The following is a 25,004-nucleotide window of genomic DNA, read 5'->3' as shown; positions in this document are numbered from 1 at the left end:
TCCGCGGGTCCCTCTGACGCTGTCCGCGGTTCGTGCCTGGCGCCGCGGTGGCCTGTTCAGTTGTGTGGGTGACGGGTTCAGGGTCCTTGGTGGTGGCTCCTGCGCCTGCTGGAACCTATGCTATGTGCCGTCCTATCTGATGTTCCGGTGGCCAGTTGTTGGCCCTTACTCATTCATGGCTCAGAATTGTGGTGACGACATAACGACATGACGAAGACGAACTCTCTTCGAGGGGATCTTCATCAGATCGCTACTGTCTGCAAGGCAGGCAGAGTGCGCTCATCGCGTGTTTGTCTGGGCCAAAGCGGGTGTGCACATTGTGCACACCTTTGTGCACGGGTGGCTCTTCGCCCTGCATTTTGACCTCCTCCTTGTGGCACTGCCTTCACTACTTCATGAAGTTCTCTGTTTCAGACGACATGACTTTGCGACCTAGGGCGTTGGTTTACGTGGGACGTTCCGGTTCAGCGGGAACGTCTCCGGGGTCCCAGTGGCTGGCAATTCCATGGTGGATCTCACGGAAGCACGGAGCGTTGTGAGACAACTACGCAATTTTGCTGACGCCTCCCGCGGTTCCTACAGATGGCCGGGTCTCGTGATCGTATGTTCGTGAATGTCGAGCAGTATTCGTTCGCCTTGATGTGTAAGTATCCACACCAAGCCCTTAGGAGGGTGAGTGATATCCACTTTCCCTCCCCATCGGGCACCGCTTGGGTGGCAAGCTTCAACGTCATCCCCCGACGCCAGCGAAAACACAAGCCGCACTTCTTCTGCCGTCAGTACTTCTTTCATGCAGAAACTCCTTTAATACGCAGCCGCGGGATGAGGTGTCTAGTCCCGGTTGCTGAGCGATGAAAAACCAGAAAGGCTCCCCGGCCCGAACCATTCCCAGGTCCCTGAAAAATCACCTCGAGGAAGGACCTCATGCTGGCAGCAACGGCACGCCACAGTCCCGGGGCTAACGGTGTTCGTTGATGTAGTGAAGGCCGATCCAGGACGATGTGGCCAGGTCATCGTTGGGGAGTGGACCTTCTGCCTGGATGGGTGCGTCTATTCCTGCGTCGTTTGATCCCGAGACCTGCTGTGAGGGGTCCACATGGTCGTTGGGCATCAGAACGCCTTCGGGTCTGTGAGTGTTTGGTAGGTGTCCGAGTTGTGGAACAGCTTCCGGCCTGCACCGTTGTCTTGGAGTCTCCACACCATGTCCCCATCCGTTGTTACGGCGTCCACGGTGCCAGACACTCGTCCATTGCTGGATCCTACAAGAACTACTGTGTCCCCCGGGCGGAGGTCGCTCCAGTTGGCGACGACAGATCGGCGGAATCCAAATCGGGTCGGCTTCCGTTTTGGGTTGTCGACCATGTCTGCAAGGTGGTGCGTCCCGGTCCTGTCGGGCACGGTTTCGCTAACGGTTTGCAGGGTCATACTCTTCTCCTGTCAGGATGGTTTGTTGAGAATGTGTCGCAGTGTTGGTCGAAGCGGATGCGAGTGAGCGCAGGCTTCGACGCGGCACGGAGGCACCTACTTTGAGATTGGCGTTTCCTGCCGCTGCCCCGAAGCGGACCTGCTGCCGTCGACGCCGGGGCCCGCTCGGTCTAGAGCCATCGCCGTCGGCCAATCAAGAAAGAAGGAGGCTCTGGCCCGCCAGAATGACACGCTCCGTGACCTCATCAACGATGCCGATGCCGTCAACTCGGGTCAGGATGCCGCGCTCGGCATACTTGGCCACCACGGCTTCCGTTTGCTCGTGGTAGAAGTCGAGCCGGTGGCGGATGACGGCCTCGGTGTCGTCGCTACGGCCAGTTTCCTTGGCACGGCCAAGAAGGCGTGCCACGAGTTCCCCATCGTCGGCGGTCAGCTGCAGGATGACGTCGAGCCTCTGGTTTCGTGCCGCCAGGATTTCGTCCAGGTAGTCGACCTGGGCCGTTGTGCGCGGGTAACCGTCCAGCAAGAAGCCGTCCTCGACATCGCTTTCGCCGAGGCGGTCGCGGACCATCTTGTTGGTCACGCTGTCCGGAACGAAGTCCCCTGCGTCCATGTACTTCTGGGCTTCGACGCCGAGCGGTGTTTCGCTTTTGACGTTGGCACGGAAGATGTCGCCGGTTGAGATGGCAACGACGCCCAGGCGCTCGGAAATGCGTTCCGCCTGCGTACCTTTGCCGGAACCCGGTGGTCCGATAATCAACATTCTGGGCATCGTATTAGCCTTTCGTAGTGGTTGTCTGTTGTTTTGCTGCGTTTCGGATTCACGGACGGTGTGGGAAGACCGGGCCGAGCGCCATCGGGAGCCGAAGCCACAGCGTATGGGAATCACGAAGGCGGATTTCGCCGAATGCCACCGGCCGGGTGAAGTTCCTACCGTGCGACCGTATCCGCTGCCCCTTTGTCCCGCACGGACTGCGCAGGGGGCCGCACCGTAGGTCCACTGAGGGTGATCCGGTAAGTGACTGGAAAGAGCTGAACGCCTGTCTTGTCGGTAATCTTTCCCCAGATACCGTGAGGCAACCAGATGGCGGCCGCTGCGCCGATCAGGCCGAGAACGATCATGTACCAAGAGCCGTAGCCTGCGAGCAGTTGTTGCAGCACGAAGAAAACGATCGCGCCGATCAGCGGTCCTTCCAGGTAGCCGATTCCGCCGACAATGACGATGAAGATCATGTAGGCGGATCATTGGACGTTGAAGATCGCTCCGGGTTGGACGCTTAGAGCGTCGATGATCAGTAGTCCGCCGGCTGCGCCGCACCCTGCAGCGGACACCAGGTAGACGAGGCGTTTGGAGCGTGTGACATCCACCCCGTTGGCCTTGGCGGCTGTTTCGTCGTCGCGGACGGCTGTCAGGGCAAGGCCGGTGCGGCCGCGCAGAAGCAGGTAACAGCCCAGGATGGTCAACACCGCGAGGCCCAGTGCCGCCCAGTAGACCAGGGCGCCCCGAAATACCGGGTCGAGTCCCCTGAGCCCGGGCAAGGATTTGCCGCTGGCGCCTCCCAGATCAGCGAAGCGGATGACGATCAGCCGATAAACCTCGGCGATCACCCAGGTTGAACCGCACCGGGGGGTGCACTGTTACTGACCCCGGGGCCCGGTCTTATTGTTGGTGTTCTGACAGGTACAGCCGTGCCTGGTCGATGAACCAGTCAACGGCTTCGGGGTTGGCGAGTGATCCGCGGTTGATAGCCGTGTCGGGGCTGTGTCCGGTAAAGAGCTTCTTGACGGGCACCTCGATTTTTTTCAAGGCGTGAGTTACGGGTACGGCAGGGACGGCAATGATGTCGTCCGGGACGTGTCTGGCTGAGGTCAGTTGGCGGATGGTGCCGTTGATCCTGTTCTTGAGTTCCTCGGTCAGTTGGCACCCCGGCTTAAGGGCGACGAAGAGCGGCATGTAGTAGCCGCCGCCTGTTTGTTCGAGGCCAATGATCATGGATTCGGTGACCTCGGGCACATGCTGCAATGCGGCATAGATGTCGGCGCTGCCGAGGCGGACTCCGGACCGGTTGAGTGTGGCGTCGGAGCGGCCGTGCACGGCGAAGCCGCCTGCGGGTGTTTCGGTGATCCAGTCACCCTGTGTCCAGACGCCGGGGAACTTTTCAAAATAGGATCCCCGGTATCTGTCTCCGGTTTCGTCGCCCCAGAAGAACACCGGCATGGAGGGCATGGGACGGGTGATGACCATTTCCCCGACTTCACCGATAACTCGTTGCCCGGCGTCGGACCAGGCTTCGACGGCCACGCCCAGCAACGGTCCCTGGAGCTCGCCGAGATGCACCGGTTCCAGCGGATTGGATCCGATGAAGCCGCTGCAGATGTCAGTGCCGCCGGTGTCGGACCCCAGATGCACATCGTGTTTGACGTGATCATGGACCCACAGCCAGGTGGAGTCAGGCAGCGGGGAGCCGGTGGAGAGGATGGAGCGCAGCTTCGAAAGGTCCCAGGACCGGCCCGGTGCCAGGTCTGATTTTTCGACGAGGGAAAGGTAGGCGGCGCCGGTGGCGAACATCGTCGTCCCGGTCTGGGCGATGATGTCGAACTGCCTGTCTTTGTCCCCGTACATGGGGGAGCCGGCATAGGTCACCACGGAGGCACCGGACATCAGGTTGTTGACCAGGGTGTTCCAGACCATCCACGAGGTGTTTGCGGCGACGTAGTAGCGTTCCCCGGGACCCATGTCCTGGTTCAGGCCGGTTCCTTTGAGAGCTTCAAGGGTCATGCCGCCATGGCCGTGGACGATCCCCTTGGGGGCGCCGGTGGTGCCGGAGGAGAAGAGGACCCAGAGTGGATGATCGAAGGCGACACGCGCGTAGCTGGGCTCCGTTGGGTCAGTCAGCAGGGAGGTGAAATCGAGCCGGTCCGTCGGGGCCCCGGCCTCTTGGCCGATGCTCCGCAGGAGGATGGTGTGTTCCAGCCCTGGCAGCCCGGCTTCGACGTCCGCCAGGTGCTCGAGCCGGTCGAAGTCCTTGCCGTTGAACCGGTAGCCGTCGACGCCGATAAGCAGCTTCGGTTCGAGCTGGCGCAGGCGCTCCAGGGTCGCCGCGGCGGAGAGGTCGGGGGAGTTGATCGTCCAGATGGCACCGATGGCGGACGTTGCCAGCAGCCCGATGATCGCTTCCGGGACGTTTGGGAGCACGGCGGCGACGCGGTCTCCGGATCCGATTCCGAGGCGCTTCAGGTGCGCGGCCAGCGATGAGACCTGGGATTCCAGTCGGCGCCAGGTCAGTTCCGTGACCGAGTCGTCTTCCTCGATTGTCAGGATTGCCGTGGAGTCGGCCAGTTCGGGGTCCAGTGCGTGGCGCAGCACGTTCTCGGCGAAGTTCAGCTTCGCGTTCGGGTACCACACTGCTCCGGGCATCCGCTCTTCCGCCAGGGCCGGCCCGTCGAAGCCTTCACCGACTACGTTGAAGTACTCGCGGACGGAGTCCCAGAATCCGGAGAGGTCGTCAACCGACCATTGCCAAATGGCCCGGTAGTTGTTGAGGCTGACGTGCCGGTGTTCGGCCACCCAGTTCATGAAGTCCCAGAGCCGTGAACTTTGTTGCTGCTCGGCAGTGGGCCTCCAGGTCACCGGGCGGTGCTCGGCCGTCGTGCTTTGAATTGACATCTTTGTCCTTTTCTTCGTGTATCGACGGATCAGCGGTGGGCGTGGCCGTTTGCTGCCATGTCAGCCCAGCCGCGCGGCGGCCGTATTCTCGGAGGCGAGGGAGAGCAGTTCCACCAGGTCGGAGAGGCTATCGACCACGAAGTCGGGCTGCTGCTCCGCCGGGGTGGTCGCGGCGTCAGCGGCGGAGTGCGTGCCCGTCGTTACCAGGGCGCCGAGCGCACCGGCGGTGCGGGCCATCCTGCACTCGAGAGTGAGGTCGTCGCCGATGATGAGCATCTGGGACGGCGGGACCTGAAGCCTGTCGGTCAGGACGGTGATGGCCTCCTGCGAGGGCTTTCCCAGGACCCGGTAGGGGCGGCCGGTGACGTGGCTGAGGCCAGCCGCGATGAAGCCGGAGACGCCCACGTTCAGGCGCTGTTTTGAGGCGAATGACGGCGCGTCGGAGGTGCAATAGATTTCTGCCCCGGCCAGCACTGCCTCTGCTGCGGCCTGGAGTTTGTCCTTGCCGAAGGCGGTGTCCCAACCGATGACGACGGCTGCGGCGTTCGTGGGGTGGCCGGCGATGGCCCGGTCTATGTCGACGAGGTTCAGTCCGCGGCGTTCAAAGTCGTGCCGGACGCCGTTGCCGCCGAACACGAGGAGCGGGCGGTCCTGATAGAGGGTCTGCATTGTTTCCGCGGCCACAACGGCCGGGGTGAGCACTTCGTCGTCGCGGACGTCCAGCCCGTGGGAACGGAGGGATGCGCCGATCTGTGCCGGCGTCTGCATGGATCCGTTGGTGAACACTGCCATGGTGCGGCCCGTGCTGCGGACGATTTCGATGGCTTCCCGCGCACCGGGAAGGGCGTTGCCGCCGTGTCCGCTGGGCCCGTCTGAGAGGACCAGGCAGCCGTCGATATCAAACATGACGCCGCGGACGTCCGCGAGTCGGGCTTGTAGTTCGGTCCGGTTCATGAGGTTTCTCCGCTTCGGGCGCGGCGCAGTTCGACTTTTTCGGTGCCGCGGCTGACTGCCAAATATTTCCACTTTGGAAGTTGGTGGGCTGCCCTGATGAATTCCGCGATGTTGGTTACCGGGGCAGCGGCCCGGTTGCTACCGGCTGGTGTCCACCGGGGTGCGGGACCGGCGGCGAGCATGGCGTCGATCTGGTCTCCCGGAAGCACCATGCGCAGCAGCAGTTCCTCTTCGGTGAGTTGCCTGCCGAATTTCTGTCCATATTCTTCGTGCAGTTCGGCCAAGGACTGCTGGGCCGTGGGTACGGCAAGTTCTTTGGCCCGGGGCAGCTGGGACACTTTCTCCATCACCTCTGGGGCTATTTCCCCTTCCGGAGCCCCGAAGTTGCCGAGCACGAACCTGACGACCTCGTCGGGGATGCGGCTGTAACGGTCCTGGCCGGCCTTGCCGGCAAGGACGTTCATCAGTGCCTGGCTGCCCACGAACTGGCTGAACGGGGTGACCATGATGGGGTAGCCGAGGTCGGCCCGGACGCGCCCGGCCTCCTCTATGACCGCCGGCAGCTCATCGAGCATCCCCAGTTCGCCGAGCTGGCGCTTGAGTGTGGACATCATGCCGCCAGGGACCTGGTGCACGTGGGGGCTGAGGTCATACTCGGTGGGAACACCGGCCGGGAGGCCTTGGGATTTGGCGATGGAGTAGAGGATGTCGGCGGCCGCGGCGGCCGCTTCGCGGTTTACCTGAACGGGGATACCGAGGGCGTCCAGGTTGCCGACGAGGTTTTCCAGGCCGGGCTGGGCTGTGCCGTTGGAGAGGGGACCCAGGCCGGTGTGGAGCACGTCAACGCCCAGTTCGGCGGCAACGAGGTACAGCTGGGACGCTGCGCCCGTCGTGCAGTGGCTGTGCAGTTCCAGGGTCTTGGCCCCTGCCGCGGCCCGGATTCCGGGGATGAGCTGGCGGGTTCGTTCGACGGTGAGCAGTCCGCCCGGGTCCTTGACGTAGACGGCGTCGACAAATTTGCTGGCGCTGCAGAGGCCGGCGTTCCTGCCGTAGCTTTCGTCTGTGTGGACGGGGCTTTCGGTGAAGGTCACGGCCGCGACGACCTGTTCGATTCCCTCCTCTTTCGCCCATTGGGCTATCCGCAGGAGGGATTCGACGTCGTTCATGGGTTCGGCGATTTGGAGCCTGCGCAGTCCGTGGGAGGCCATCAGACGCAGCGCCATGCGCATCACAGTTTCGGAGGCTTTGTCCCAGGACATGAAACGCATGCCGGTGGTGATGGCAGAGAGCGGCGTGTTCGGCATGACCTCGCGCATGCGTGAGATGCGTTCCCAAGGGTTTTCCCGGTGCCACTTCACGCCCATGGAAAGGTTGGTTGAGCTGGTAAAGTCGATGGCTTCGTAGCCCACCTGGTCAAGCGCGGGGCCTACGGCTTCGACCATTCCGGTGGTCAGTCCGGTGGCGCCCCAGAGGCTTTGGTTGCCGTCGCGCAGGCTCGTGTCCACCAAACGGATGGTCTTTTGCTGCTTCTGGGGCTGGTTCTTGGCCTCGGCCCGGGTCTGCGGGGTTGCGGTTGCGGTCATTTGATGGCCTCCTTCAGCTGGGCGTTTCGCTGCTCCCAGGCGGGGGCGAACCATGAGGTACTGACCCCTCCGTGGATGAAGTCGGGGTGGGACAGGACAAATTCGTGCAGGGGGAGAGTGGTCTTGACACCTTTCAGGACGACTGCTCCGGCGGCGGAACGCAGGGCTTCCACGGCGGCGCTGCGGCTGTGGGCGCGGACTATCAGCTTCGCCATCAGACTGTCGTAGAAGGGCGGAAACGCGTACCCCTCCCGGACGTGGGTGTCGACACGGATTCCGGGGCCGTCGGGCCAGTGCACGTCCGTGATCAGGCCTGGATTGGGACGGAAATCATTGTCCGGATCCTCGGCGTTGATCCGCACTTCGATGGCTACCGCCGGCGGGACGGGGGGCACATCCGGGAGCTGGGGGTCCTGGCCGAGGGCGAGGCGTAGCTGGGCGGCGACAAGGTCGATACCGAACGCTTCTTCGGTGACAGGGTGTTCGACCTGGATGCGGGCGTTCATCTCCAGAAACACCACGTCCTCGGACTCGGTGTCTACGAGGAATTCGACGGTCCCGGCGCCGCGGTACTGCAGGGCCTGAACGAGCGCCCGTGATGCATTGTGCAGCACTGACCGGCGGGACTCGGAAAGTCCGGGGGCGGGGCATTCCTCGATGAGTTTCTGGTGTCTGCGTTGTACGGAGCAGTCGCGGTCCCCGAAAATCTGGGCGCGACCTTGCCCGTCGCCAAATACCTGGACTTCCACGTGACGTGCGGCGGGGTAAAAGCGTTCGAGATATAGGGACCCGTTTCCGAACGCAGCTTGGGCCTCCGCTGCGGCCTGTGGTGCCAGTTCCGCCAATTCAGCGGAATCGCGTACGAGGCGGATGCCGCGTCCGCCGCCGCCGTGTACTGCCTTGATCAACAGCGGGTATCCGATGGAGTCGCCGAGTTCCGCGGCAGCTGCCGGGTCATCGATTTCGACAGCAACAGCCACCGGGACTCCGGCCGCGACCGCAACCCGGCGTGCGCTGCTCTTATCCCCAACGGCACGGAGTGTTTCCGGTCGCGGGCCGGCGAATGCAATATTCTCCACTTCGAGGAGTTCAGCGAGTTCGGGCTGTTCACTGAGGAACCCGTAGCCCGGATGGACCACGTCCGCACCGGCGTGAACGGCGGCTTCGGCTACGTACTCGGGCCGCAGGTATGACCGGCCGGCCTGCGCGGGTCCTATGACGATGACCCGATCCGCCAGTCGTGCGGCGAGCGAGTTGGTATCGGCGGCGCTGGCGGCCAGCACAGGGCTGGCGCCGATCCTCCGTGCCGCAGCGATGATTCGCACGGCGATTTCGCCCCTATTGGCCACTAGGACTATCGGTTTCTTTGACTCCTGTGGCCCGTTCACGGCGATTCTTCTTCGGCGACGACGGCCAGCGGCTGGCCGAACTCGACCTGGGCGTTGTCCGCGACCAGAAATTCGGTCAGGGTTCCGACCGCGCCCGCGGTGACCGGGTTCATCAGTTTCATGACCTCGATGATGCCGATAGTGGTGTCCGGTTCAACGGCCGCCCCCGGTTCAACGAAGGGTGGCGCCCCCGGGGAGGGGCTGCGGTAGAAGACACCGATAATCGGTGCTGTAACGACAGTGCTGCTGGAGGCGGGCTCTGCGGGAGCCGGGGCAGCCGGCGCGGGTTCAGTAACGGCGAGTACCCCTGAGGGTGCGGCGGGCGCTGTCCCGTTCGTTGACGGCGCAAAGGACTGTGGCGCTGTGACGGCCGTTGGGGAAGTGGTGGGCATCTCTGCCGAGCGTGAGAGACGGACGGAGACGTCTCCGAACTCAACGGCGGCGGACTCGTAGGCGCCGTCGTCGAGCTGGGTGACGAGGTCAAGAACGTCCTGCCAGCTCGGTGTGGACGGGGTGCTCATTTGGTACTGCCCTTCGTTGCGGCGGCAACGAACCCAAGCAGGTTGGACGTCGCCTTGGTGGTGTTCTTGGCTTTTTCTTCCTTGCGCTTTTTCCAGTTGGTCTCCGGACGTGATTGGAGCAGCATGACCTGGGGAGTTCCGTCGGAGTCATGCTCCAGCGCCCACTCGATGTCCTGCGGACAGCCGTAGTGCTTCTCTACGCGCAGGGCAATGTCAGCCAGTTGCAACACTTCCGGTTCGCTAAGGCAGGCCACGTCGCGGCGGGCTTCATCCACGTCCCGGAATACGACGCCTACCCCGCCGGGGGCCGGAACGTATTCCTGGGCCTTGGAGGCGATGCGGGTCTTGGTCAGCGTGGGACCGATCTTGTTCAGCCAGTACTCATCCGGGGTCACTTCGCCGGACACAACGGACTGCCCAAGTCCCCAGCTGGCGTTTATGGCGATCACCGAGCGGTCACCTGTACGCGGGCTGACGGTAAAGGTGACGCCTGCGACGTCGGCATGGGCCATCAGCTGAACGGCCACAGAGATTTTCGAAGCTTCCGATGCATCGACGGCGGACATGCCGGAACGGTAGGCGATAGCCTGCGGCGTGTACAGGCTGGCCCAGCATTCACGAACTTTAGCGACGACGTCGTCCTCACCCACGACCCACAGGTAGGTTTCCTGCTGGCCGGCGAAGCTGGCGGCGTCGCCGTCTTCGTCCGTGGCCGAGGAACGTACCGCGACCGGAATGCGATCGGCGTCACCCGTGCCACGCCTCTGCGCGGTTTCCCTCGAGAGCTGCAGATACGCCTCGCGGATCTCGCGCTCGACGGCGGGAGGCAGTTCGCGTCCCAGGATCAGGTCGATGGCTTCGTCGTGCGCCTGCTGCAGGGACGTGTTGTTCTGCGCGTCGGCCCCCAGGACGATCCGCAGCAGCTGCTGACGCAGGTCCGAGGCATCCCGGTAGTCCTCGTAGGCGTCCACTGTGACAGCGAAGCCGTCGGGAACGGGCAACCCGGCCTGAACCATTTCGCCAAGGCTGGCGCACTTGCCGCCGACCAGCGGCCGGTCCGCGCTGTTGAGTTCGCTGAATTTCCTTGTGTACTTTCCCACGGTGTTCTTCCTTCTTCGGTGGGTTCGGTTCCTCCGGCAGCGTGTGTGATCCGCTGCCGGCGGATTATCGTGTTGCGGTGCCAGGGGCCCCATGCCCTCGTCAGGCGTCGGTGGACTCATCCAGGATGGTGACGGTTCCGGCGTCGCCGTCGACACGGATCAGCTGGCCGGTCTTAATGGTGGATGTGCCGAATCCGGTGCCGACAACCGCCGGCAGGCCGTATTCGCGAGAGACGATGGCTGCATGGCACATGATGCCGCCGATATCGCTTACTGCGCCGCGGATGCGCCCGAAGACAGGTGTCCAGCTGGGGCTTGTCACGGGGGAGACGAGGATTTCGCCTTCCTGCACGGTATCCAGCTGATCAGGACGGAGCACTACACGCGCACGGCCCTCGGCGATTCCGGGGGAGCCCGCGAACCCGGTCAGATGTGTCCGGCTGCTGCCACCTTCTTGGGCCGTAAGCCACCGTTCGACGGTCTCCGGCGTGATGCCCCAGAGCATGATGGTCAGCGGTTCATTTACCTCGCCTGGCACCGGACCCAAGGCCGGCGGCGGGTTCCAGCTGCTGAGAACTTCGTAGATTTCCTTACGCCGCTTGATGATCTCGGGCCAGTGGTAGCCGCCTTGGGGTTTGCCTCCGGCAGCCCAGGCCATCTGCAGGTCCACGATGGCTTCCTCGACCTCGGCGCGGCGCAGGAAAAAGATGTCTTCAACGTCGTCCCAGAAACCCCATGTCTGCAGCAGCTTGCTGAATTCGCGGGCCTTGTTCCAGAAATTCGTCAGGAACCAGTGCTCGATATAGAAGTTGTGGTTCTCCACGTAGGGGAACACAGTCCGGGAAAGGCCCAAGGCCGCGTCGAAGGCCGGCAGGTCCTCCTCGTCCAGGAGGGAGCGGTAATGCACGACCAGTTCGTCGCGTTCGGCCTGGAGCTTATCAAGTGGCCTTCGCAGGTCGTCGCCGCCGCGGAGCCGGATGATGTAGTCTCCGATGGCCTGGATGGGGAGCTGCAGATCGTCGATCCAGCTGCGGTGGGAGTGGTACATGCCGGACCCGTACGAGAAGTAGAACCACGGGTCTTTGCTTTCGTCGAGGGCGGCCAGCCACGCTTTGCCGGCCTCGGAGTCTCCGAGGCTGCTGAGCAGGTCTTCCTCCGTGTTGGCGGCGTGGACGAGATCGCCGACGCCGAGTTCCTCAGCCTTTCGGGCCAGGGCCCGAAGTTCGTCATCGGGACGGAAGAGCAGGACGTCAACACCGCTGACCATGCGGGAGATGGTCTGGTCATCTATCTCCGGGAAGTGCTCCTTGCACAAAGTCAGGAACTGCAGGTAGGCCGCGTAACCCAGGTTTAGGAATTCCGAATGGAGGGTCCAGATCTGATCGCCGTGTTCCAGCAGCCGGTGGTAGGCGGCCAGGAGCAGGTTGCCTTGGCTGGGTCCGCGGTCTGCGGTGACGCGGTCGATGTCCTCGAATTCGGACAGCGGCGGAATTTCCAGCTCGTGGACGGCCCGGATGGCGCCGGTGACGCGGCCTTCCCATTCGGCGTAAAGGGTGTCCCAGTTCTCAAAGTAGTAGCCTGCACGCTTGCCAAATTCTTCAGCCCGTCGTGCCTGTTCCTCGTCGTCAGGACTGGGAATAGTGGACATGTAGGTGTAGCCGTTGATAACGCGAACGTCCAGGCCCTTGGCCGGGGGCAGCGCAAACACTCGGGTATTCGTCACTCCGGTCCCGGTGAAGGCACCGTCGATGGTGACCTGGTCAAAAGGATAGGAGACTTCCGGGTAGTGCAGTGAGTTCCGGAACCAGGTCTTGGCAGAGTCTTCCGCGCGGCGCGTGGGCAGGAAACGGTTGTGGTAGGCGTACATCTCCTCCCACCCCTCAGCACCCTCGGGCGTCTCAATCTCGTAGGGATCCGGGAAACTGCGTTCCGCCGGTCCGTTCTGCACTGGAACGGAGTTTTCGTTCACTTCGCTGTCGGTGGTGGTCATGACTGCTCCTTTGCGTCCATGGTGTCCGGATGACGGAGGGACTGGTTTCCAGTGTGAGTACGTGTGACCCCAATCACCAGCGTTCTTTTCACTCAGCGAAAAGAATCCTTAATTAGGCGCCGTAATCCTTGCAGGGCAATGGTTTTCTCATTGAGGCTTTTCATCAAATGAAACAGGCGTTAGAGTGTGCTCCATAACCGGAAGGAGGAGGACTATGGCAGGTACTGATGCCGCTTCGCCTGGAAAATCAGTCACGGAACGGGCTTTTGCGGTCCTCATGTCCTTCGATATGGGCCATCGTCAGATGACCCTGTCGCAGATTTCCCGACGGAGCGGGCTGCCGGTGGCGACGACCTTCCGCCTCCTGAATCACCTCGAAGCCATCGCGGCAGTCCAACGGGATCCTGCAGGCCGCTACGCTATAGGCCCCAAAATCTGGGAACTCGGAATCCTCGCACCCACACACGACGTCATCGGCATGGGAACCCGCCCTCTCTTGCTCCGTCTTGCAACAAAATCCGGAATGATGGTCCGCGTGTTCGTTTGCAACGGAGAACAGGCTCTCTGCGTGGAAGAGGTTTTGGCCAATGGTGCCAGCGCGCCGGGCAGCGGTCCCGGAATGACCCTGCCCCTGGTCAACTCTGCCGCCGGACATGTCCTCATGGGCGGGATGACTCCCGCAGCCAGGAGCGCCTTGCCGTTGACTCGCGCCATGTTCGCTCGGATGGAGGAGCGCATCAACGCCGCCACTGAACGAGGCTGGGCACAGCGATCTGACGCGGCAGGGCATGTCGAATTTGCCGTTCCGATCCGAGCTGAGGGCCGGCCGCCCATGGCACTGTCCCTGAGCACTCCGCCGACGGCGTCGGCCGCCACGCGGCCCGGAGTGTCCATCGAGTCGATGATCCCCGAGATGAGGGGAGTCGCCCGCAGCCTTGCTGCCATCCTGGCACCCGCGCATCGGACTGATCCGGACGCGCTACCAACCACCAGAAGGGAGAATGGCGATGAGTAGTGAGCCATACAAAAGCTCGGCGAAGTCCGTCACGGCGAGGGCGCTGGCCGTACTCGCCGCGTTCGACGTCGAAAATCCACTGCTTACACTTAGCCAGCTCGCCCGCAGAGCCGGCCTACCCGTGGCAACCGTGTACCGGCTTGCCGGCGAGCTCGAAGACGGACGTTTCCTCGACCGGGACAGCGCCGGGCGCTACGGGCTCGGCGTGCGGCTGTGGGAGATGGGACTTCTGACACCAATCCACGGGCGCCTGCGCGAGACCGCCATGCCATTCCTCCTCAACCTGCAATACGACTGCCGCGAGACCGTGCAGCTGGCCGTCTGCGATGGAACGAATGCCATATACATCGAAAAGCTCACCTCCGAGGTTTCGGTTCCCCTTCAGAGCCGCATCGGTGCCCGCATACCGCTCCATGCCACAGGCGTCGGCAAGGCATTGCTCGCCTTCAGCCCGGAAGCCTTCGCCGACGCGATACTTGCTATGCCCCTAACCCGATACACGCCGGAGACGATTACCGACCGAAGGTCCTTGTCGCGACAGCTTGTGCAAATCCGCACGAACGGCTACGCCCAGAGCCGCCAGGAATACCAGCTCGGATCCACTTCCGTGGCCGCTCCGGTCCTTGTTGATGGAACTGTCCAGGCCGCAATCGGCATCGTTAGCTACAGCCTCAGGACCGACATGGCTCAATACGTGCCTTCCCTACTTCGCGCCGCCGAAGGATTGGCCCGGCGTCTTGAAGACGCCGTCGGAACAGCGTATCCGAGCATAAGCGAAACGGTGCCGGAGCACGGCGCAAACGGCACGGATCCGATGCCTGCTCTGTGAACAGCCTTTCAGAATCCCGAAAACCGCGCACTATAGACCCGCAAATGCCCTGCCCTGAAAGAGGATTGACCTGTGTCCTATGAACCCCACCTGGACGTCGAATCGCTCGTCGCCATCGACATGCACGTCCACATCGAAGTTGATGACCACGGGCATAACGCACTGCCGTCACCACTGGTGGATGCAGCCAGCAAATACTTCAAGACAAGTGGTCCCCGGCCGGACCTGCACGCCATTGCCGACATGTACCGGGAACGCAAAATGGCGGCCGTGGTCTTCACCGTGGATGCCTCCAGCCATCTCGGACATCCACCAAACAGCAGTGAGGAGATAGCCCGCGGCGCAGCCGATAACGATGACGTGCTGATCCCCTTCGGATCCGTGGATCCGAACCACGGATCCGAAGCCATCAACCGGGCCGTCCGGCTATCGGAGGACTACGGCGTACGTGGCTTTAAGTTCCACCCAAGCGTCCAAAACTTTGACCCTAGCGATACCAAGTTCTACCCCTTGTACGAAGCCCTTCAAACACTCAATCTGCCAGTCATTTTTCACACAGGCCAAACCGGCATCGGATCCGGACTCCCCGGAGGTTTCGGCATCAAACTAGGGCTATCCAACCCGATCCTGCTCGACTCCGTGGCAGCCGATTTCCCCGACCTTCAAATCATCATGGCCCACCCCTCCGTCCCCTGGCAGGAGGAAGCCTTGGCTGTAGCGACTCACAAAAAGAATGTTTGGATAGACCTCTCAGGCTGGTCGCCGAAGTACTTTCCAGAAAGCCTTGTACGCCAAGCAAATTCACTTCTCCAGGACAAGGTGCTGTTCGGCTCAGACTTTCCCCTGATCACACCAGACCGGTGGATGAAAGACTTTGCGCTGCTCGATCTGCACGACGAAGTCCGACACAAAATACTCAAAGCCAACGCAGTTCGCCTGCTCGGTCTCTAATCAAAACGACTCTCGGCCTAACCCGGATTAGTCATTGAGTTGTCGTGTGAGCACTTCGAATTCCTCCACGCCAAGAATCTGCATATGTTGCTCGGCGCTCGTCTCCGCCCGGATTTTGTCGGCCTGCTGCTGACTCCCCGCCAAGGCTTCTTCATCACCCCACAGAGTGATCGAAAGTGACTTATTGTCCTTCCCCAGCAGGTAATAGATCGCCAAGCATCCAGGGAGGCCAAGCACCCGCCTTACCGTCTCGTCTGAAGGTGCCCCAGAACTGTCCGGACCGGGCCGGTAGGTACTGACTCGAGCAAACATAATCATCCTCCGATAGTCGCCTGAGAGAGCCGCCTTGCCACCACCCTGCGAATGGGTCCGCGCGGGCTCCCAACAGGTCCAATGGCTTGGTCTCTCCCACAAGTAAGCGCCCAGACGCTCGAAGGCACAAGGTTCTGCGACCCGAGGATCAGCGACCTCCGTTCGGCCCGTAGCTTCTAGGCGGTGTCGTCGCTGAGTTGCGCTGGCTGTGCGGGTAGGACGCGATTCAGCAGCATGCGCGAGATGAGGGTTTTTTGGTCGTCGAGGCGAGCACCATGTTCGCATCGGTTTTGGCATGGTGGGAGTCCTTGCAGAGGAGCTGAAGGTTCCCGGGATCGCCGGACGGGCCGTCGATGTGGTCGATTTCTTGGCCCGAGGCGCCGCAGCTCACGCAGACCTTGTCCCGCGCTTTCACCAACGCGCGTGTTTCCGGCGGGATCCTTCGTGCCTGCCGGTCATATCCGCCCATATCCGCCCGCCAGTAGGTGGGCGACATGGACTTTCACGGCGTCCTCGACCTGGGGGTCGGTTCCATGGATCCGTCATGGGAAACCCTGCGCCAGTACCGGACGAGCTTCGCATAGTCGGAGCAGAGCTGTGTACGGAACAGCCATTGCCTGTGGCCCGCATCCTGGGGGAGCGGCTCGAAGCAGTTCGCGCAGAGTTCCAAAGCGGAGAGCGGCAGGAACCTGGCTGAGCTCATGTCTGGAGCAGGCAGTCACATGACGCCTGACAGGTGTGGCTTGTCAGGATAGGGCAAGTACGTCGATGAGTCTGCAGCAGCAGTTCGGAGGCGGAAGATGCTGGCACCATCACGTCATACCAACCAGAAGCCCGAACGATGTCCGACCATGAGTCCGATTACGTCAGATGCGACCGACAACCCAAGGATGACTCGCCAGATAGCTGACAAGATTCGCCGAATCATCTGGCAATTCGCCAACTACGGTGGCAATCTACAACAGGCTTCTCCCCGCGTTTCCGCGCGGATTTTTCAACGCCGATAATTGATCTTCTGTCCGCTGTGGCAGAGGGCTCCTGATACCGGCTGGGCGGGGGAATTGCGTTCCGGAAGGTTTCCGGCGCAGAATACAGAGCTGCGGCGGCCCCCGCCTTGGGGAGCGCGGCTGAAATGCTCTGGACTGGTGAAAAATGGGTGTGTACATTCCGCCCCTATGGCTCAGGGAGTCAGGTAGGAGTTAGCTGGCAGCCATTTCGTGGGCGAACTCCAGGGACTCCACAGCAGCCGGGCGAAGCCGCGACAGCATCTTGGCGCTGGCCGCCTCCACGAATCCATGGAACAGCGCTTTCTCTTCCGCGAGCTGTTCCGGGTGCCACTGCACCCCCACGCAGAAGCGTGCGCCGGGATGCTCAATTGCTTCGACGATCTTGTCTTGACTCCACGCGGTGGCGATGAGCCCTTCGCCAAGGCGGTCCACGGCCTGGTGGTGTGACACTGGAACGGCATCCAGTGCGTCAGCCCCCAGGAGCCGGCCAAGCCGGGAATCGGGAAGAATGTCGACACGGATGCCATTGAACTGGTAGCCGCCCAGCTGGTAGCGTCCGGTTCCCAGGACGTCGGGCAGGTGCTGGTGCAGGGTGCCACCGAGCGTGACGTTGAGCAGCTGTTCACCCCTGCAGATGCCGAGAAGAGGAACATCCTGGCGGATCGCTTCGAGGATCAGGGCGGCTTCCCACTCGTCGCGTTCCGGCCGGGGAGAGTCTGTGTCCTGATGCGGCTCCTGGCCGTATCGGGTCGGATCCACGTCCCAGCCACCGGGAATGACCAGCCCGTCCAGCCTGCTGACCAGGTGCCCGATCATGTCCCCGGCCGTGGGCTGCGGCGGGAGAAGGATCGGAACGGCGCCAGCGTCAAGGATAGGCGTGAGATATTTTTCGGGGAGGAATGCGGCGCGCACGTTGCCGCAGCCGTCGGTGCCGGCCTGCTCAAGATATGTGGTCAGGCCAATGATCGGCTTGATTGCGGTGTCTGCGGCATTCATGCACATGTCCTTCCGGGAAGACTCCTACTGCAAGGCTACGAACGGTATGTGTACTCCGTGTTACAGAGCCGTCACTATTGCGTGTCCATGCCAGGCCGCCACCAGTTCATTGCCGCGGCAGGGACTGACAGCATCCTGTTCCCGCTCAACCCGACGCTGGCTGTGTCAAATCAGATCGGTCTACAGGGACCCGCAGCACCCTTTGAAATCGCAGGCGGGTCATGCAGTTTTCCGATTTCAGTCGATGAAGGGTCTGAAGGGAGGGCGAACGGCCAGTGACAGATTTTGAGTCCGCGCATGTGCTGCAACATCAGGGTCCACAGCCGGGTGCCGGGCAAATCGCGGGCGCAAGTCTTGTTGGCACACACAGAGCTGCCGCGCCCCTGGTTGGGGAGCGCGGCAGTCGCTCTGTTCTACTCAAAATCTGTCAGAAAAGGGTGTGGACAATGTCCACAGTTTCGGCTTCGGATCGGGTCGTACATGGGCCGGACTGGCTCGGATTCCGCATGTTTCCGGGAGTTCCCAGTGTTTGCAAGGCCAGGAACGCAGTTCGAGGCCCACCTCGGGCACGTATAACCCCTCGTCAGAGGGGTTTTTGCTTTAATGTGTGGACATTGACCCTCCGTGGGTCCCTCTGACAGTGGCTGCGGTCTGTGCCTGGCGCCGCGGTGGCCTGTTCGGTTGTGTGGGTGGCGGGTTCAGGTTCCTGGCTGGTGGGCCCTCCGCTTGCTGGAATCTGGGGTATGTGCCGTCCTTTCTGGCTGTTCCGTGGGCCAGTTGTTGGCCCTTACTCATTCATGGCTCAGAATTGTGGTGACGACATAACGACATGACGAAGACGAACTCTCTTCGAGGGGATCTTCATCAGATCGCTACTGTCTGCAAGGCAGGCAGAGTGCGCTCATCGCGTGTTTGTCTGGGCCAAAGCGGGTGTGCACATTGTGCACACCTTTGTGCACGGGTGGCTCTTCGGCCTGCATTTTGACCTCCTCCTTGTGGCACTGCCTTCACTACTTCATGAAGTTCTCTGTTTCAGACGACATGACTTTGCGGTCCGGATCGTAGGATTTCCTAGGACGCCCGGGCTTCAGCCGGAATGCCTTTTGGGCCGACCTGTGGCTGGCCTAGGTTCCGTCGTCAGGGTGAAGGTGTGTGGGATCCGGACTCTCCTTCCGGGGGCAGGTTTTGGTTGACCGTAAGACCCGTCCATCGTTGGACGCGCGACTATCGTTTTCCTCCGATGCATAGGATCGGCGCCGTTGCCGCTAGGAAAGGCGTCCCGCTTAGACTTGCGGTAGATGGGGCGGCTTCCGCGGCCTCAGAGGCGGGCTGGTCACCGAAGGTCGTTCCGGTGACACGGCGAGGAGCATGCTGGCGGCACTGGCGTTGTGGACGAGGCAGTTGGGTCGCTGCCGGGACCGGATGTGTCTGTCAGATTTGGGCGTCGTTCTGATAACGGAGTCACCGCTGGGCTTGAGGGTCCGGAGTGCAACTTGGGGGACCGGGAGCGATTCAAAGTTTCGGGAGGAAATAAGCGACGGAGGAGCGCCGAAGCGATACTTTGGATCCTGAGCGGCGCATAGCGCCCTGGTTGCGCGAAGGAACCGCCCAGCGATGATGGGGATCAGAATGACAACTGTGACATCAAGCCGAACCGCTCCGTCGAACACTTGACCTGGCACCTATGGGAGACGCCCATATCCTGCCAGGTGTCGCGGTGCCGCCAGGGACGAGTCAGGTCTCAGGGTGCGGTCAAAGAGTCTGCCTACTCCTCGTCAGAAAAGAAGAATTTGACCCTATTCGGACGACCCCTGGCAACCTGCTGACGTCCGGTTGGGGTGTGTTCCAACTTGGTTTGATCTTCCGGCGTGCAACGCCTCCGACGGAGGCTGATCGTTGGGTGAGGCGGGCAGGCAACCCTGATTCTTCAGATTTCTGGAGACTGAATGACGGCCGGCGGCGTGCCGTCGCACGCACTTCTCGGCGGCCGTTTTAAGTGCTGGGCATCACTTGCCTCCCCAGGCAGCGATGGCGCGCTCGACATAAGTCGAGACGCTGGCGCGTATCTCGGTTCCGGGGTTGAGGAGCCATTGTAGACCGATGCCGTCCATCATGGCAGTGAGTAGCCGCACCTCGACCTCGATCTGCGCAGGGGAGAGGGGGGCGATATCCCCGGCCGCGACGGCTTCCTGCAAATGCGCGGCGAGGGTTCCCAGGTTTGCGATGTAGCGCTGGGTGATGAACGCGTGCCCCGGGTGGGCCGGATTGGAGGCCTCGGCTGCGATGGTCGTGAATAGCTCGAGCAGGCCGCGGTTGTCCTGGTGGGAGGCCATGACGTCTGGCAGCCGCCGGAAGTAGTCCAGGCCGCTGACGTCGGTGAGTCCCTTGTCCACGGTCCGTCGGTCCCATTCTTCCAGCACGGCCGTGAGCAGGCCTTCCTTGCTGCCGAAGTGCTGGATCAGGGTGGCGTGGTTGACCCCTGCCTGCTCGGCGATCGTGCGGAGTGAGCCGCCAGCGAAGCCGTGTTCGCCGAAGACGTCCATGGCGATGCCGACGAGCTGCTCGCGCCGGCGGATTCCTGTGCGGTAGGGGCCCCGTGTTCTGCTTTGCGCGCTGTCTGGCATGCCACTACTTTCTCATAACCGTTGCCGAAATATAACCAATCGGTTAGTGTTTGAATTCGAACACGGCCCGTAGCCGCCAGGGTCCTCCCGACAGATCGCTGGACGTGTCAGCCCAGTCCCGAAACTCGCAGATGGGAATCCTGTAGATGAAGTACTCCGTTCTCGGCCCGACCGGTGTGCGTGTGTCTCGCATCTGTGTGGGCACGGCAACCTTCGGCGTGGCACCGAGCGCACACGAAGCTGATGGCGTCGTAGGAGCAGCCCTGGAGCTGGGCATCAACTTCTTCGACACCGCTAACGTGTACGGCTCGACCTCGACGTTCGACCGGCCCGGGGCCCCGCCTGCCTCAGAGCGCGAGTCCGCGGAGGAGATCCTCGGTCGTGCCCTCGCCGATCATCGGGACGAGGTGGTGCTGGCCACGAAGTCGGGGGAGCGCCGCTTCGACCCGGATGCCGGTCTCTCCCGCCGGTACATCATTCAGCAGGTCGAGCAGAGCCTGTGCCGGCTGCGTACTGACCGCATCGACCTCTATTACGCGCATTTCCCGGATCCGAACACGCCGCTGGAGCAGACACTCGCCGTCTACGACGACCTGATCCGTCAGGGAAAGCTGCGTTATGTCTCGCTGTCCAACCATCCGGCGTGGCAGGTGACCGAGTCGCTGTGGATCGCCGATGACCGTCGGCTGGTGTCCGCTCCCGTGGCCGCGCAGGTGATGTACAGCCTCCTGGACCGCAGCGCTGAGAAGGAGCTAACTGCCGCGTGCGTGCGGTTCGGCTTGTCGATCATTCCCTATGCCCCCCTGCACGGCGGGCTGCTGGCCGACCTGTCGGTGCTGGACCGCCCGATCGCCGGAGGAATGCGCTATGGGGGACCCGGATATTCGGAGTCCGAGATCGCCGTCGCCCGCAAGCTCGACAGGCTGGCCCGCGCGTGGGAGTTGGAAATGCAGCAGGTCTCGCTGGCCTGGCTGCTGTCCCGCCCTGCCGTCGCGTCGGTGATCGTCGGAGCCGAGAACGTTGAGGAGCTCCGCGCCAACGCCTCGGCCGCCGATGTCGAGCTCACCCAGGAACAGCTTGATGCAATCTCAGCGCTGACCGCCGGGAGCACGTCCTGATCGGAAGAGACAAGGAACACTGATGAAGAACTCACTTCTTGGCCAGACAGGTGTCAGAGTCTCACGGATTGCGCTGGGCACCGCCACCTTCGGGATCGCTCCGACCGCGGAAGACGCAGACCCAGTAGTCAGCACTGCGCTTGACTTGGGCATCAACTTCGTTGACACCGCTGACGTGTACGGCAATATGCCCGTATTCGATCGGCCTGGAGCCAAACCTTCCGTGGAACGCGAACCTGCCGAGCAGATCTTCGGACGTGCCCTGCAGGGACGCCGTGACGAGATGGTGATCGCCACCAAGTCCAATGGCATCGTCGGGCACGGCGTCAACGACCGGGGGCTCTCACGCCGGCACATCATCGATCAGGTCGAGATGAGTGCTGTACCTGCGCTCCCTGCGAAAGGGTCGTTGGCGGACCTGCAGGTCGCCGGCCCGATAGTCGTGGTTGGCACGACGATCCCGATGACCGACGAGCTTGGCGGGAGTTGTTGTTGCCGTTGATGCCTAAGCCAGGAAGCGACGTGGCCGACCTTGGCTGTGGGACCGGCAGTCTTTCTTTGCTGCTGGGGAGCGCCGGGCACCGGGTTGGGGGTTTGGACCTGTCGACGAAGATGGTGGAGAAGGCCCGGGCTAAGACGGCACACGCAGGGGTGCCCGCTGACTTCGAGGTGGGTGATGCCGCATCACCGCCGCGTGCTCCCGGCTCTGTCGACGTTGTGCTAGCCCGCCACGTTTTGTGGGCTCTGCCTGATTTTGACGCCGCGGTGGGTCGCTGGACCGGGCTGCTTCGTGGTTCGGGCACGATGATTCTCATCGAAGGGCTGTGGGGAACAGGCGCAGGAATTCCCGCCGAACACTGTCTAGACCTCGTGCGCCGTCACCGCAAGAATGCCTCCGTGACGATGTTGGCGGATCCTGCACTATGGGGCAAGGAGATCACGGACGAACGCTACGTCATAGTTAGCGCGACTTAGCAGCGTAAACCCGCCGGCCGCGTAGGTCATGCAAAAGATCGGCCGTGGACGATGAACTGCGAACAACGGGCCCGGACCGGCACGGATGCGCCACCGGGCGGGTGGCAGCTTCTACAGCGGCTTTATTCCGAGGACCAGGCACGGGGCGACATGCGTGTCGTTTTCAGCGGCCTAGGGACTCGCAGCGAAGGAAACGTCTCGTTGCTGTGTCTCTCAACCCGCTCGATTCGGTTGTCCTCGCGGAGTCTTACGAGACTCATCGGCGGATGAAAGGGGATGAGACTGGCCTCCCCACCTGGAAACGCTGGAGCCAGTAACGACCATATGTTCGACGGCCGGCGATGTGTCGGTCGTGTCAGGTTGGGATCCGAGAATTTCTCTAGCCGCTGACAGTAGAGCAGAACCAACCCCTTTCCGACAGCGCTTCGGCTTCCTGCCTGACTTCAGGTTGGGGTGTGGTCTAACCCCGAGGCACAGCCGATTTACGCAACGGAGAGGCTCTTTGCTGGAACATGCAACCATTGAAATTCGTGAATGTGAGGGTCACCCTACGGCGGTGTGCGCGCCTGCAGCCCCATTGTGGCGTCCTGGTCCTGCCAGGTATTCGAAAGCGCTCCATGTTGGCGAAACCAGCTGGCAGTCGTGTCGGTGACGGGCAGCGAATGACGGCCGACGCTTTTGTCCTGCTCGAAATACCGCGGGGCCGTCACAGGACAGGCATGTCAATTCCTGCCGGGCCACTTTCCGCTTTTCTGGTTGGAGTCCCGCGAATTCCGTGGCGGTCCATTCCGTGCCATCCAGAACGCTTTTTGCCATGTACAAGGTGCCTCCTCGTGTAGATGTCTGGGAATGAGGATCAGGGTGACCGTCGATGCGTTCTTGGCAGCCTGCCGCTTCCCGCGAAGCCTCTGACTCTAGGTTTCCCCCACAAATCCACCTGTGCCAGTGCTGGCCGACAAGGTGATGCCCCCTCTGGAGACTCTGTTCGACGCCCGCCGGCACCACGTGTTCTTCATTACCGTGCCGGCCGAGGTCCTGGACACCGCAACGGCGAGTAGACCCACCGCCGGTACGCCATCATCGAACAGATCAATGCCGACCTCAAAGACAGTGCCCTGGCCCATCTGCCGTCGGTGTTTTGGCCGCGAACTCTGTCTGGCTCGTTGCCGGGGTCGTGGCACACGATCTTGCTCCGCGATAATTGCCCGTGGGCGGCACTTTAAGTTCGAGGCGGTGCTTTGCAGCCCGTTCGCCGGCCTCGAGATCAGATCGGCTGTCCAACAGCATTGGCCGGCCGTCGGCTTCTGGGGACAATGCCTTACCACCACTCGGTGACCGCAATCGATGCGCTTTAGAGTTTCGTCGACGGTTCGACAACTCCGAACGGTACCGGCACCGTCGAGCCGGCGCGACGAGGGGACAGCCTGGTGGGACCGGCCCCCCGACGTAAGGGTCCTCTGCCCGCCACGGCAGGCCAAGGTCATTGCCTGGGTCTGGCGTCGCCGGTGGTGAGCTTTGCGGTGGGGTCTGCCGCTGTTCCGGGGCGGCGGCTACGCCACTTTCCGGGGTACCGTTATAGATCGAGCGTCAAGATTTGGAGCTGGGTCGACCAGGAATATGGCTAAGAATAGACTTAGTGAAGCCACCATCGACACAGATGTCTTGTCCGGTCACATAACCCGCTAGCGGGCTTACAAGAAATTCGATCACGTTCGCAATGTCCGTGGGGTCCCCGATTCGTGCCAACGGGATAATATCTTCCCTTGCCTTCTTTATTTGGGGATCTTCATACATTTTTTCAGTCATCCGGGTATGCGTCATACCCGGGGATACCACATTTACACGAATTCCTTCAGGTGCCCATTCCAGCGCAAGTGTTTGGGCCAGCATCGTCAACGCAGCCTTGCTGGGGCTGTAAGCACCTGATCCGGCATGTGGGAGCTGGCCAGACATTGAAGAGGTAAAACAAGCGGAACCGCGGCTCTGCCTCAAATGCGGATAGCTTGCTTTGGCAAGAAGCCACGGGCCGCGGAGGTTAACGGAGAACATGCTGTCCCAGTCCTCAACAGATAGGTCACAGATGGCAGCGGGGCTGGCGATTCCGGCATTCGCCACCAACGCGTCCAGGCCGCCGAATTCGGCTACCGCAGCTTCTACCAGCTTGCTTGGCACCTCGGGGTCGGCGAGGTCGCCTGCCAATGCGATGGCGGTACCTCCCATGGACTGGATGGAACGAACAACGTGTTCTTGGCTAATGTTCGTTTCGTGTCCACACACCGCAATCATTGGATGCACGCCCCGAGCAAGAGCCGCCTCTGCGATTCTGAGGCATGTAGCCGCGCCTATGCCGCTACTTCCGCCACTTACCAACGCTTTCATCGCACACTCTCCTTTTAAAAGTAATTCACATGGGAATAATTTTGAATACCAAAAGATGATGGAAATCATCGGCTGCGAAATGCGGGTCGATTTGCGGTTCAATTCGCAATCTATTCCGGTTAGATTATTTTCTAAGAGCAACCGGCTGACGCGTTGCAGTCTCAAATACT

23 protein-coding genes and 1 pseudogene are annotated in these 25,004 nt (G+C 61.9%); 7 read left to right on the top strand and 17 right to left on the bottom strand.

From position 1 onward, the window contains the following. Positions 1–576: 576 nt before the first annotated feature. The 12 genes from AC07YR_RS13755 to AC07YR_RS13700 all read right to left on the bottom strand — a co-directional run bounded on the left by AC07YR_RS13755 (position 577) and on the right by AC07YR_RS13700 (position 12,628). A complete protein-coding gene (locus AC07YR_RS13755) occupies positions 577–792 on the bottom strand; it encodes a hypothetical protein (protein WP_494734300.1) in 216 nt (71 codons plus the stop codon). A 166-nt stretch (positions 793–958) separates the two neighbouring features. Then, positions 959–1,111: a hypothetical protein gene (locus AC07YR_RS13750; RefSeq protein WP_494734299.1), complete on the bottom strand. Its 153-nt coding sequence runs from the start codon at positions 1,109–1,111 to the stop codon at positions 959–961. A gap of 507 nt (positions 1,112–1,618) precedes the next feature. Beyond that, positions 1,619–2,188 (bottom strand): adenylate kinase, encoded by a 570-nt coding sequence (locus tag AC07YR_RS13745; protein WP_494734315.1) that lies wholly within the window; start codon positions 2,186–2,188, stop codon positions 1,619–1,621. A 167-nt stretch (positions 2,189–2,355) separates the two neighbouring features. Then, positions 2,356–2,658, bottom strand: a complete 303-nt coding sequence (locus AC07YR_RS13740; RefSeq protein ID WP_494734298.1) for a hypothetical protein — start codon at positions 2,656–2,658, stop codon at positions 2,356–2,358. A 9-nt stretch (positions 2,659–2,667) separates the two neighbouring features. Then, positions 2,668–3,033 (bottom strand): ABC transporter permease subunit, encoded by a 366-nt coding sequence (locus AC07YR_RS13735; RefSeq protein WP_494734297.1) that lies wholly within the window; start codon positions 3,031–3,033, stop codon positions 2,668–2,670. 52 nt (positions 3,034–3,085) lie between these two features. Continuing rightward, positions 3,086–5,092, bottom strand: coding sequence for an acetoacetate--CoA ligase (locus tag AC07YR_RS13730; protein ID WP_494734296.1), 2,007 nt, complete (start codon positions 5,090–5,092; stop codon positions 3,086–3,088). Between the two features lie 60 nt (positions 5,093–5,152). After that, positions 5,153–6,046 carry an HAD-IIA family hydrolase gene (locus AC07YR_RS13725; RefSeq protein ID WP_494734295.1) on the bottom strand — a complete coding sequence of 298 codons (894 nt, stop codon included), beginning with the start codon at positions 6,044–6,046 and terminating at the stop codon, positions 5,153–5,155. Beyond that, positions 6,043–7,629: a pyruvate/oxaloacetate carboxyltransferase gene (locus AC07YR_RS13720; protein ID WP_494734294.1), complete on the bottom strand. Its 1,587-nt coding sequence runs from the start codon at positions 7,627–7,629 to the stop codon at positions 6,043–6,045. Before AC07YR_RS13720 ends, AC07YR_RS13725 begins: the two co-directional genes overlap by 4 nt. Then, the gene (locus AC07YR_RS13715; protein ID WP_494734293.1) at positions 7,626–9,017 is read right to left on the bottom strand and encodes an acetyl-CoA carboxylase biotin carboxylase subunit; all 1,392 of its coding nucleotides are present in this window, start codon (positions 9,015–9,017) and stop codon (positions 7,626–7,628) included. The genes AC07YR_RS13720 and AC07YR_RS13715 overlap by 4 nt, the downstream gene beginning before the upstream one ends. Further along, positions 9,014–9,538 carry an acetyl-CoA carboxylase biotin carboxyl carrier protein gene (locus tag AC07YR_RS13710; RefSeq protein WP_494734292.1) on the bottom strand — a complete coding sequence of 175 codons (525 nt, stop codon included), beginning with the start codon at positions 9,536–9,538 and terminating at the stop codon, positions 9,014–9,016. Before AC07YR_RS13710 ends, AC07YR_RS13715 begins: the two co-directional genes overlap by 4 nt. Next, positions 9,535–10,638, bottom strand: coding sequence for a PEP/pyruvate-binding domain-containing protein (locus tag AC07YR_RS13705; RefSeq protein WP_494734291.1), 1,104 nt, complete (start codon positions 10,636–10,638; stop codon positions 9,535–9,537). The genes AC07YR_RS13710 and AC07YR_RS13705 overlap by 4 nt, the downstream gene beginning before the upstream one ends. 100 nt (positions 10,639–10,738) lie before the next feature. Further along, on the bottom strand, positions 10,739–12,628 hold the full coding sequence (locus AC07YR_RS13700) for a PEP-utilizing enzyme (RefSeq protein WP_494734290.1): 1,890 nt from the start codon (positions 12,626–12,628) through the stop codon (positions 10,739–10,741). A gap of 214 nt (positions 12,629–12,842) precedes the next feature. On the opposite strand from AC07YR_RS13700, the gene AC07YR_RS13695 reads away from it, so the two are divergent. The 3 genes from AC07YR_RS13695 (at position 12,843) to AC07YR_RS13685 (ending at position 15,423) form a co-directional block, all read left to right on the top strand. Further along, the gene (locus tag AC07YR_RS13695; RefSeq protein WP_494734289.1) at positions 12,843–13,643 is read left to right on the top strand and encodes an IclR family transcriptional regulator; all 801 of its coding nucleotides are present in this window, start codon (positions 12,843–12,845) and stop codon (positions 13,641–13,643) included. After that, positions 13,636–14,472: an IclR family transcriptional regulator gene (locus tag AC07YR_RS13690; protein ID WP_494734288.1), complete on the top strand. Its 837-nt coding sequence runs from the start codon at positions 13,636–13,638 to the stop codon at positions 14,470–14,472. The genes AC07YR_RS13695 and AC07YR_RS13690 overlap by 8 nt, the downstream gene beginning before the upstream one ends. 120 nt (positions 14,473–14,592) lie before the next feature. Further along, a complete protein-coding gene (locus tag AC07YR_RS13685) occupies positions 14,593–15,423 on the top strand; it encodes an amidohydrolase family protein (protein WP_494734314.1) in 831 nt (276 codons plus the stop codon). 27 nt (positions 15,424–15,450) lie between these two features. Here the strand turns inward: AC07YR_RS13685 and AC07YR_RS13680 are convergent, their stop codons facing one another. The 4 genes from AC07YR_RS13680 to AC07YR_RS13665 all read right to left on the bottom strand — a co-directional run bounded on the left by AC07YR_RS13680 (position 15,451) and on the right by AC07YR_RS13665 (position 20,362). Continuing rightward, positions 15,451–15,639, bottom strand: a complete 189-nt coding sequence (locus AC07YR_RS13680; protein WP_494734287.1) for a hypothetical protein — start codon at positions 15,637–15,639, stop codon at positions 15,451–15,453. A gap of 322 nt (positions 15,640–15,961) precedes the next feature. Continuing rightward, positions 15,962–16,231 carry an HNH endonuclease gene (locus tag AC07YR_RS13675; RefSeq protein ID WP_494734286.1) on the bottom strand — a complete coding sequence of 90 codons (270 nt, stop codon included), beginning with the start codon at positions 16,229–16,231 and terminating at the stop codon, positions 15,962–15,964. Between the two features lie 703 nt (positions 16,232–16,934). Further along, complete coding sequence (locus tag AC07YR_RS13670; protein ID WP_494734285.1) at positions 16,935–17,738, bottom strand: gamma-glutamyl-gamma-aminobutyrate hydrolase family protein; 804 nt, start codon at positions 17,736–17,738, stop codon at positions 16,935–16,937. Between the two features lie 2,006 nt (positions 17,739–19,744). Further along, complete coding sequence (locus AC07YR_RS13665; RefSeq protein WP_494734284.1) at positions 19,745–20,362, bottom strand: TetR/AcrR family transcriptional regulator; 618 nt, start codon at positions 20,360–20,362, stop codon at positions 19,745–19,747. A 146-nt stretch (positions 20,363–20,508) separates the two neighbouring features. Between AC07YR_RS13665 and AC07YR_RS13660 the strand changes: the two genes are divergently transcribed. The 4 genes and pseudogenes from AC07YR_RS13660 to AC07YR_RS13645 form a co-directional block, all read left to right on the top strand. Then, on the top strand, positions 20,509–21,480 hold the full coding sequence (locus AC07YR_RS13660; protein ID WP_494734283.1) for an aldo/keto reductase: 972 nt from the start codon (positions 20,509–20,511) through the stop codon (positions 21,478–21,480). 22 nt (positions 21,481–21,502) lie between these two features. After that, on the top strand, positions 21,503–21,982 hold the full coding sequence (locus AC07YR_RS13655; RefSeq protein ID WP_494734282.1) for an aldo/keto reductase: 480 nt from the start codon (positions 21,503–21,505) through the stop codon (positions 21,980–21,982). Next, on the top strand, positions 21,982–22,455 hold the full coding sequence (locus AC07YR_RS13650) for a class I SAM-dependent methyltransferase (protein ID WP_494734281.1): 474 nt from the start codon (positions 21,982–21,984) through the stop codon (positions 22,453–22,455). The genes AC07YR_RS13655 and AC07YR_RS13650 overlap by 1 nt, the downstream gene beginning before the upstream one ends. 978 nt (positions 22,456–23,433) lie before the next feature. Then, positions 23,434–23,644 (top strand): annotated as a pseudogene (locus tag AC07YR_RS13645) (IS1380 family transposase); the annotation flags it as partial. A gap of 398 nt (positions 23,645–24,042) precedes the next feature. On the opposite strand, the gene AC07YR_RS13640 reads toward AC07YR_RS13645, so the two are convergent. Continuing rightward, entirely contained in the window at positions 24,043–24,936 is an 894-nt protein-coding gene (locus AC07YR_RS13640; RefSeq protein ID WP_494734280.1) for an SDR family NAD(P)-dependent oxidoreductase, read from the bottom strand. Positions 24,937–25,004: the final 68 nt, after the last annotated feature.

This window comes from Arthrobacter sp. GW460-12-1-14-TSB2 (assembly GCF_059423525.1).
The sequence above is the reverse complement of the archived record's forward strand: the minus strand, read 5'-3'. Positions and strand labels throughout refer to the sequence as shown.

Excerpts from the sequence above, each read along its gene's own strand:
- AC07YR_RS13750 (WP_494734299.1), bottom strand. The coding sequence starts at position 1,111 with ATGCCCAACGACCATGTGGACCCCTCACAGCAGGTCTCGGGATCAAAC.
- AC07YR_RS13725 (WP_494734295.1), bottom strand. The coding sequence starts at position 6,046 with ATGAACCGGACCGAACTACAAGCCCGACTCGCGGACGTCCGCGGCGTC.
- AC07YR_RS13670 (WP_494734285.1), bottom strand. The coding sequence starts at position 17,738 with ATGAATGCCGCAGACACCGCAATCAAGCCGATCATTGGCCTGACCACA.
- AC07YR_RS13730 (WP_494734296.1), bottom strand. The coding sequence starts at position 5,092 with ATGTCAATTCAAAGCACGACGGCCGAGCACCGCCCGGTGACCTGGAGG.
- AC07YR_RS13660 (WP_494734283.1), top strand. The coding sequence starts at position 20,509 with ATGAAGTACTCCGTTCTCGGCCCGACCGGTGTGCGTGTGTCTCGCATC.
- AC07YR_RS13740 (WP_494734298.1), bottom strand. The coding sequence starts at position 2,658 with ATGATCTTCATCGTCATTGTCGGCGGAATCGGCTACCTGGAAGGACCG.
- AC07YR_RS13700 (WP_494734290.1), bottom strand. The coding sequence starts at position 12,628 with ATGACCACCACCGACAGCGAAGTGAACGAAAACTCCGTTCCAGTGCAG.
- AC07YR_RS13665 (WP_494734284.1), bottom strand. The coding sequence starts at position 20,362 with ATGCCAGACAGCGCGCAAAGCAGAACACGGGGCCCCTACCGCACAGGA.
- AC07YR_RS13745 (WP_494734315.1), bottom strand. The coding sequence starts at position 2,188 with ATGTTGATTATCGGACCACCGGGTTCCGGCAAAGGTACGCAGGCGGAA.
- AC07YR_RS13685 (WP_494734314.1), top strand. The coding sequence starts at position 14,593 with ATGCACGTCCACATCGAAGTTGATGACCACGGGCATAACGCACTGCCG.
- AC07YR_RS13710 (WP_494734292.1), bottom strand. The coding sequence starts at position 9,538 with ATGAGCACCCCGTCCACACCGAGCTGGCAGGACGTTCTTGACCTCGTC.
- AC07YR_RS13650 (WP_494734281.1), top strand. The coding sequence starts at position 21,982 with ATGCCTAAGCCAGGAAGCGACGTGGCCGACCTTGGCTGTGGGACCGGC.
- AC07YR_RS13695 (WP_494734289.1), top strand. The coding sequence starts at position 12,843 with ATGGCAGGTACTGATGCCGCTTCGCCTGGAAAATCAGTCACGGAACGG.
- AC07YR_RS13655 (WP_494734282.1), top strand. The coding sequence starts at position 21,503 with ATGAAGAACTCACTTCTTGGCCAGACAGGTGTCAGAGTCTCACGGATT.
- AC07YR_RS13755 (WP_494734300.1), bottom strand. The coding sequence starts at position 792 with ATGAAAGAAGTACTGACGGCAGAAGAAGTGCGGCTTGTGTTTTCGCTG.
- AC07YR_RS13675 (WP_494734286.1), bottom strand. The coding sequence starts at position 16,231 with ATGTCGCCCACCTACTGGCGGGCGGATATGGGCGGATATGACCGGCAG.
- AC07YR_RS13720 (WP_494734294.1), bottom strand. The coding sequence starts at position 7,629 with ATGACCGCAACCGCAACCCCGCAGACCCGGGCCGAGGCCAAGAACCAG.
- AC07YR_RS13690 (WP_494734288.1), top strand. The coding sequence starts at position 13,636 with ATGAGTAGTGAGCCATACAAAAGCTCGGCGAAGTCCGTCACGGCGAGG.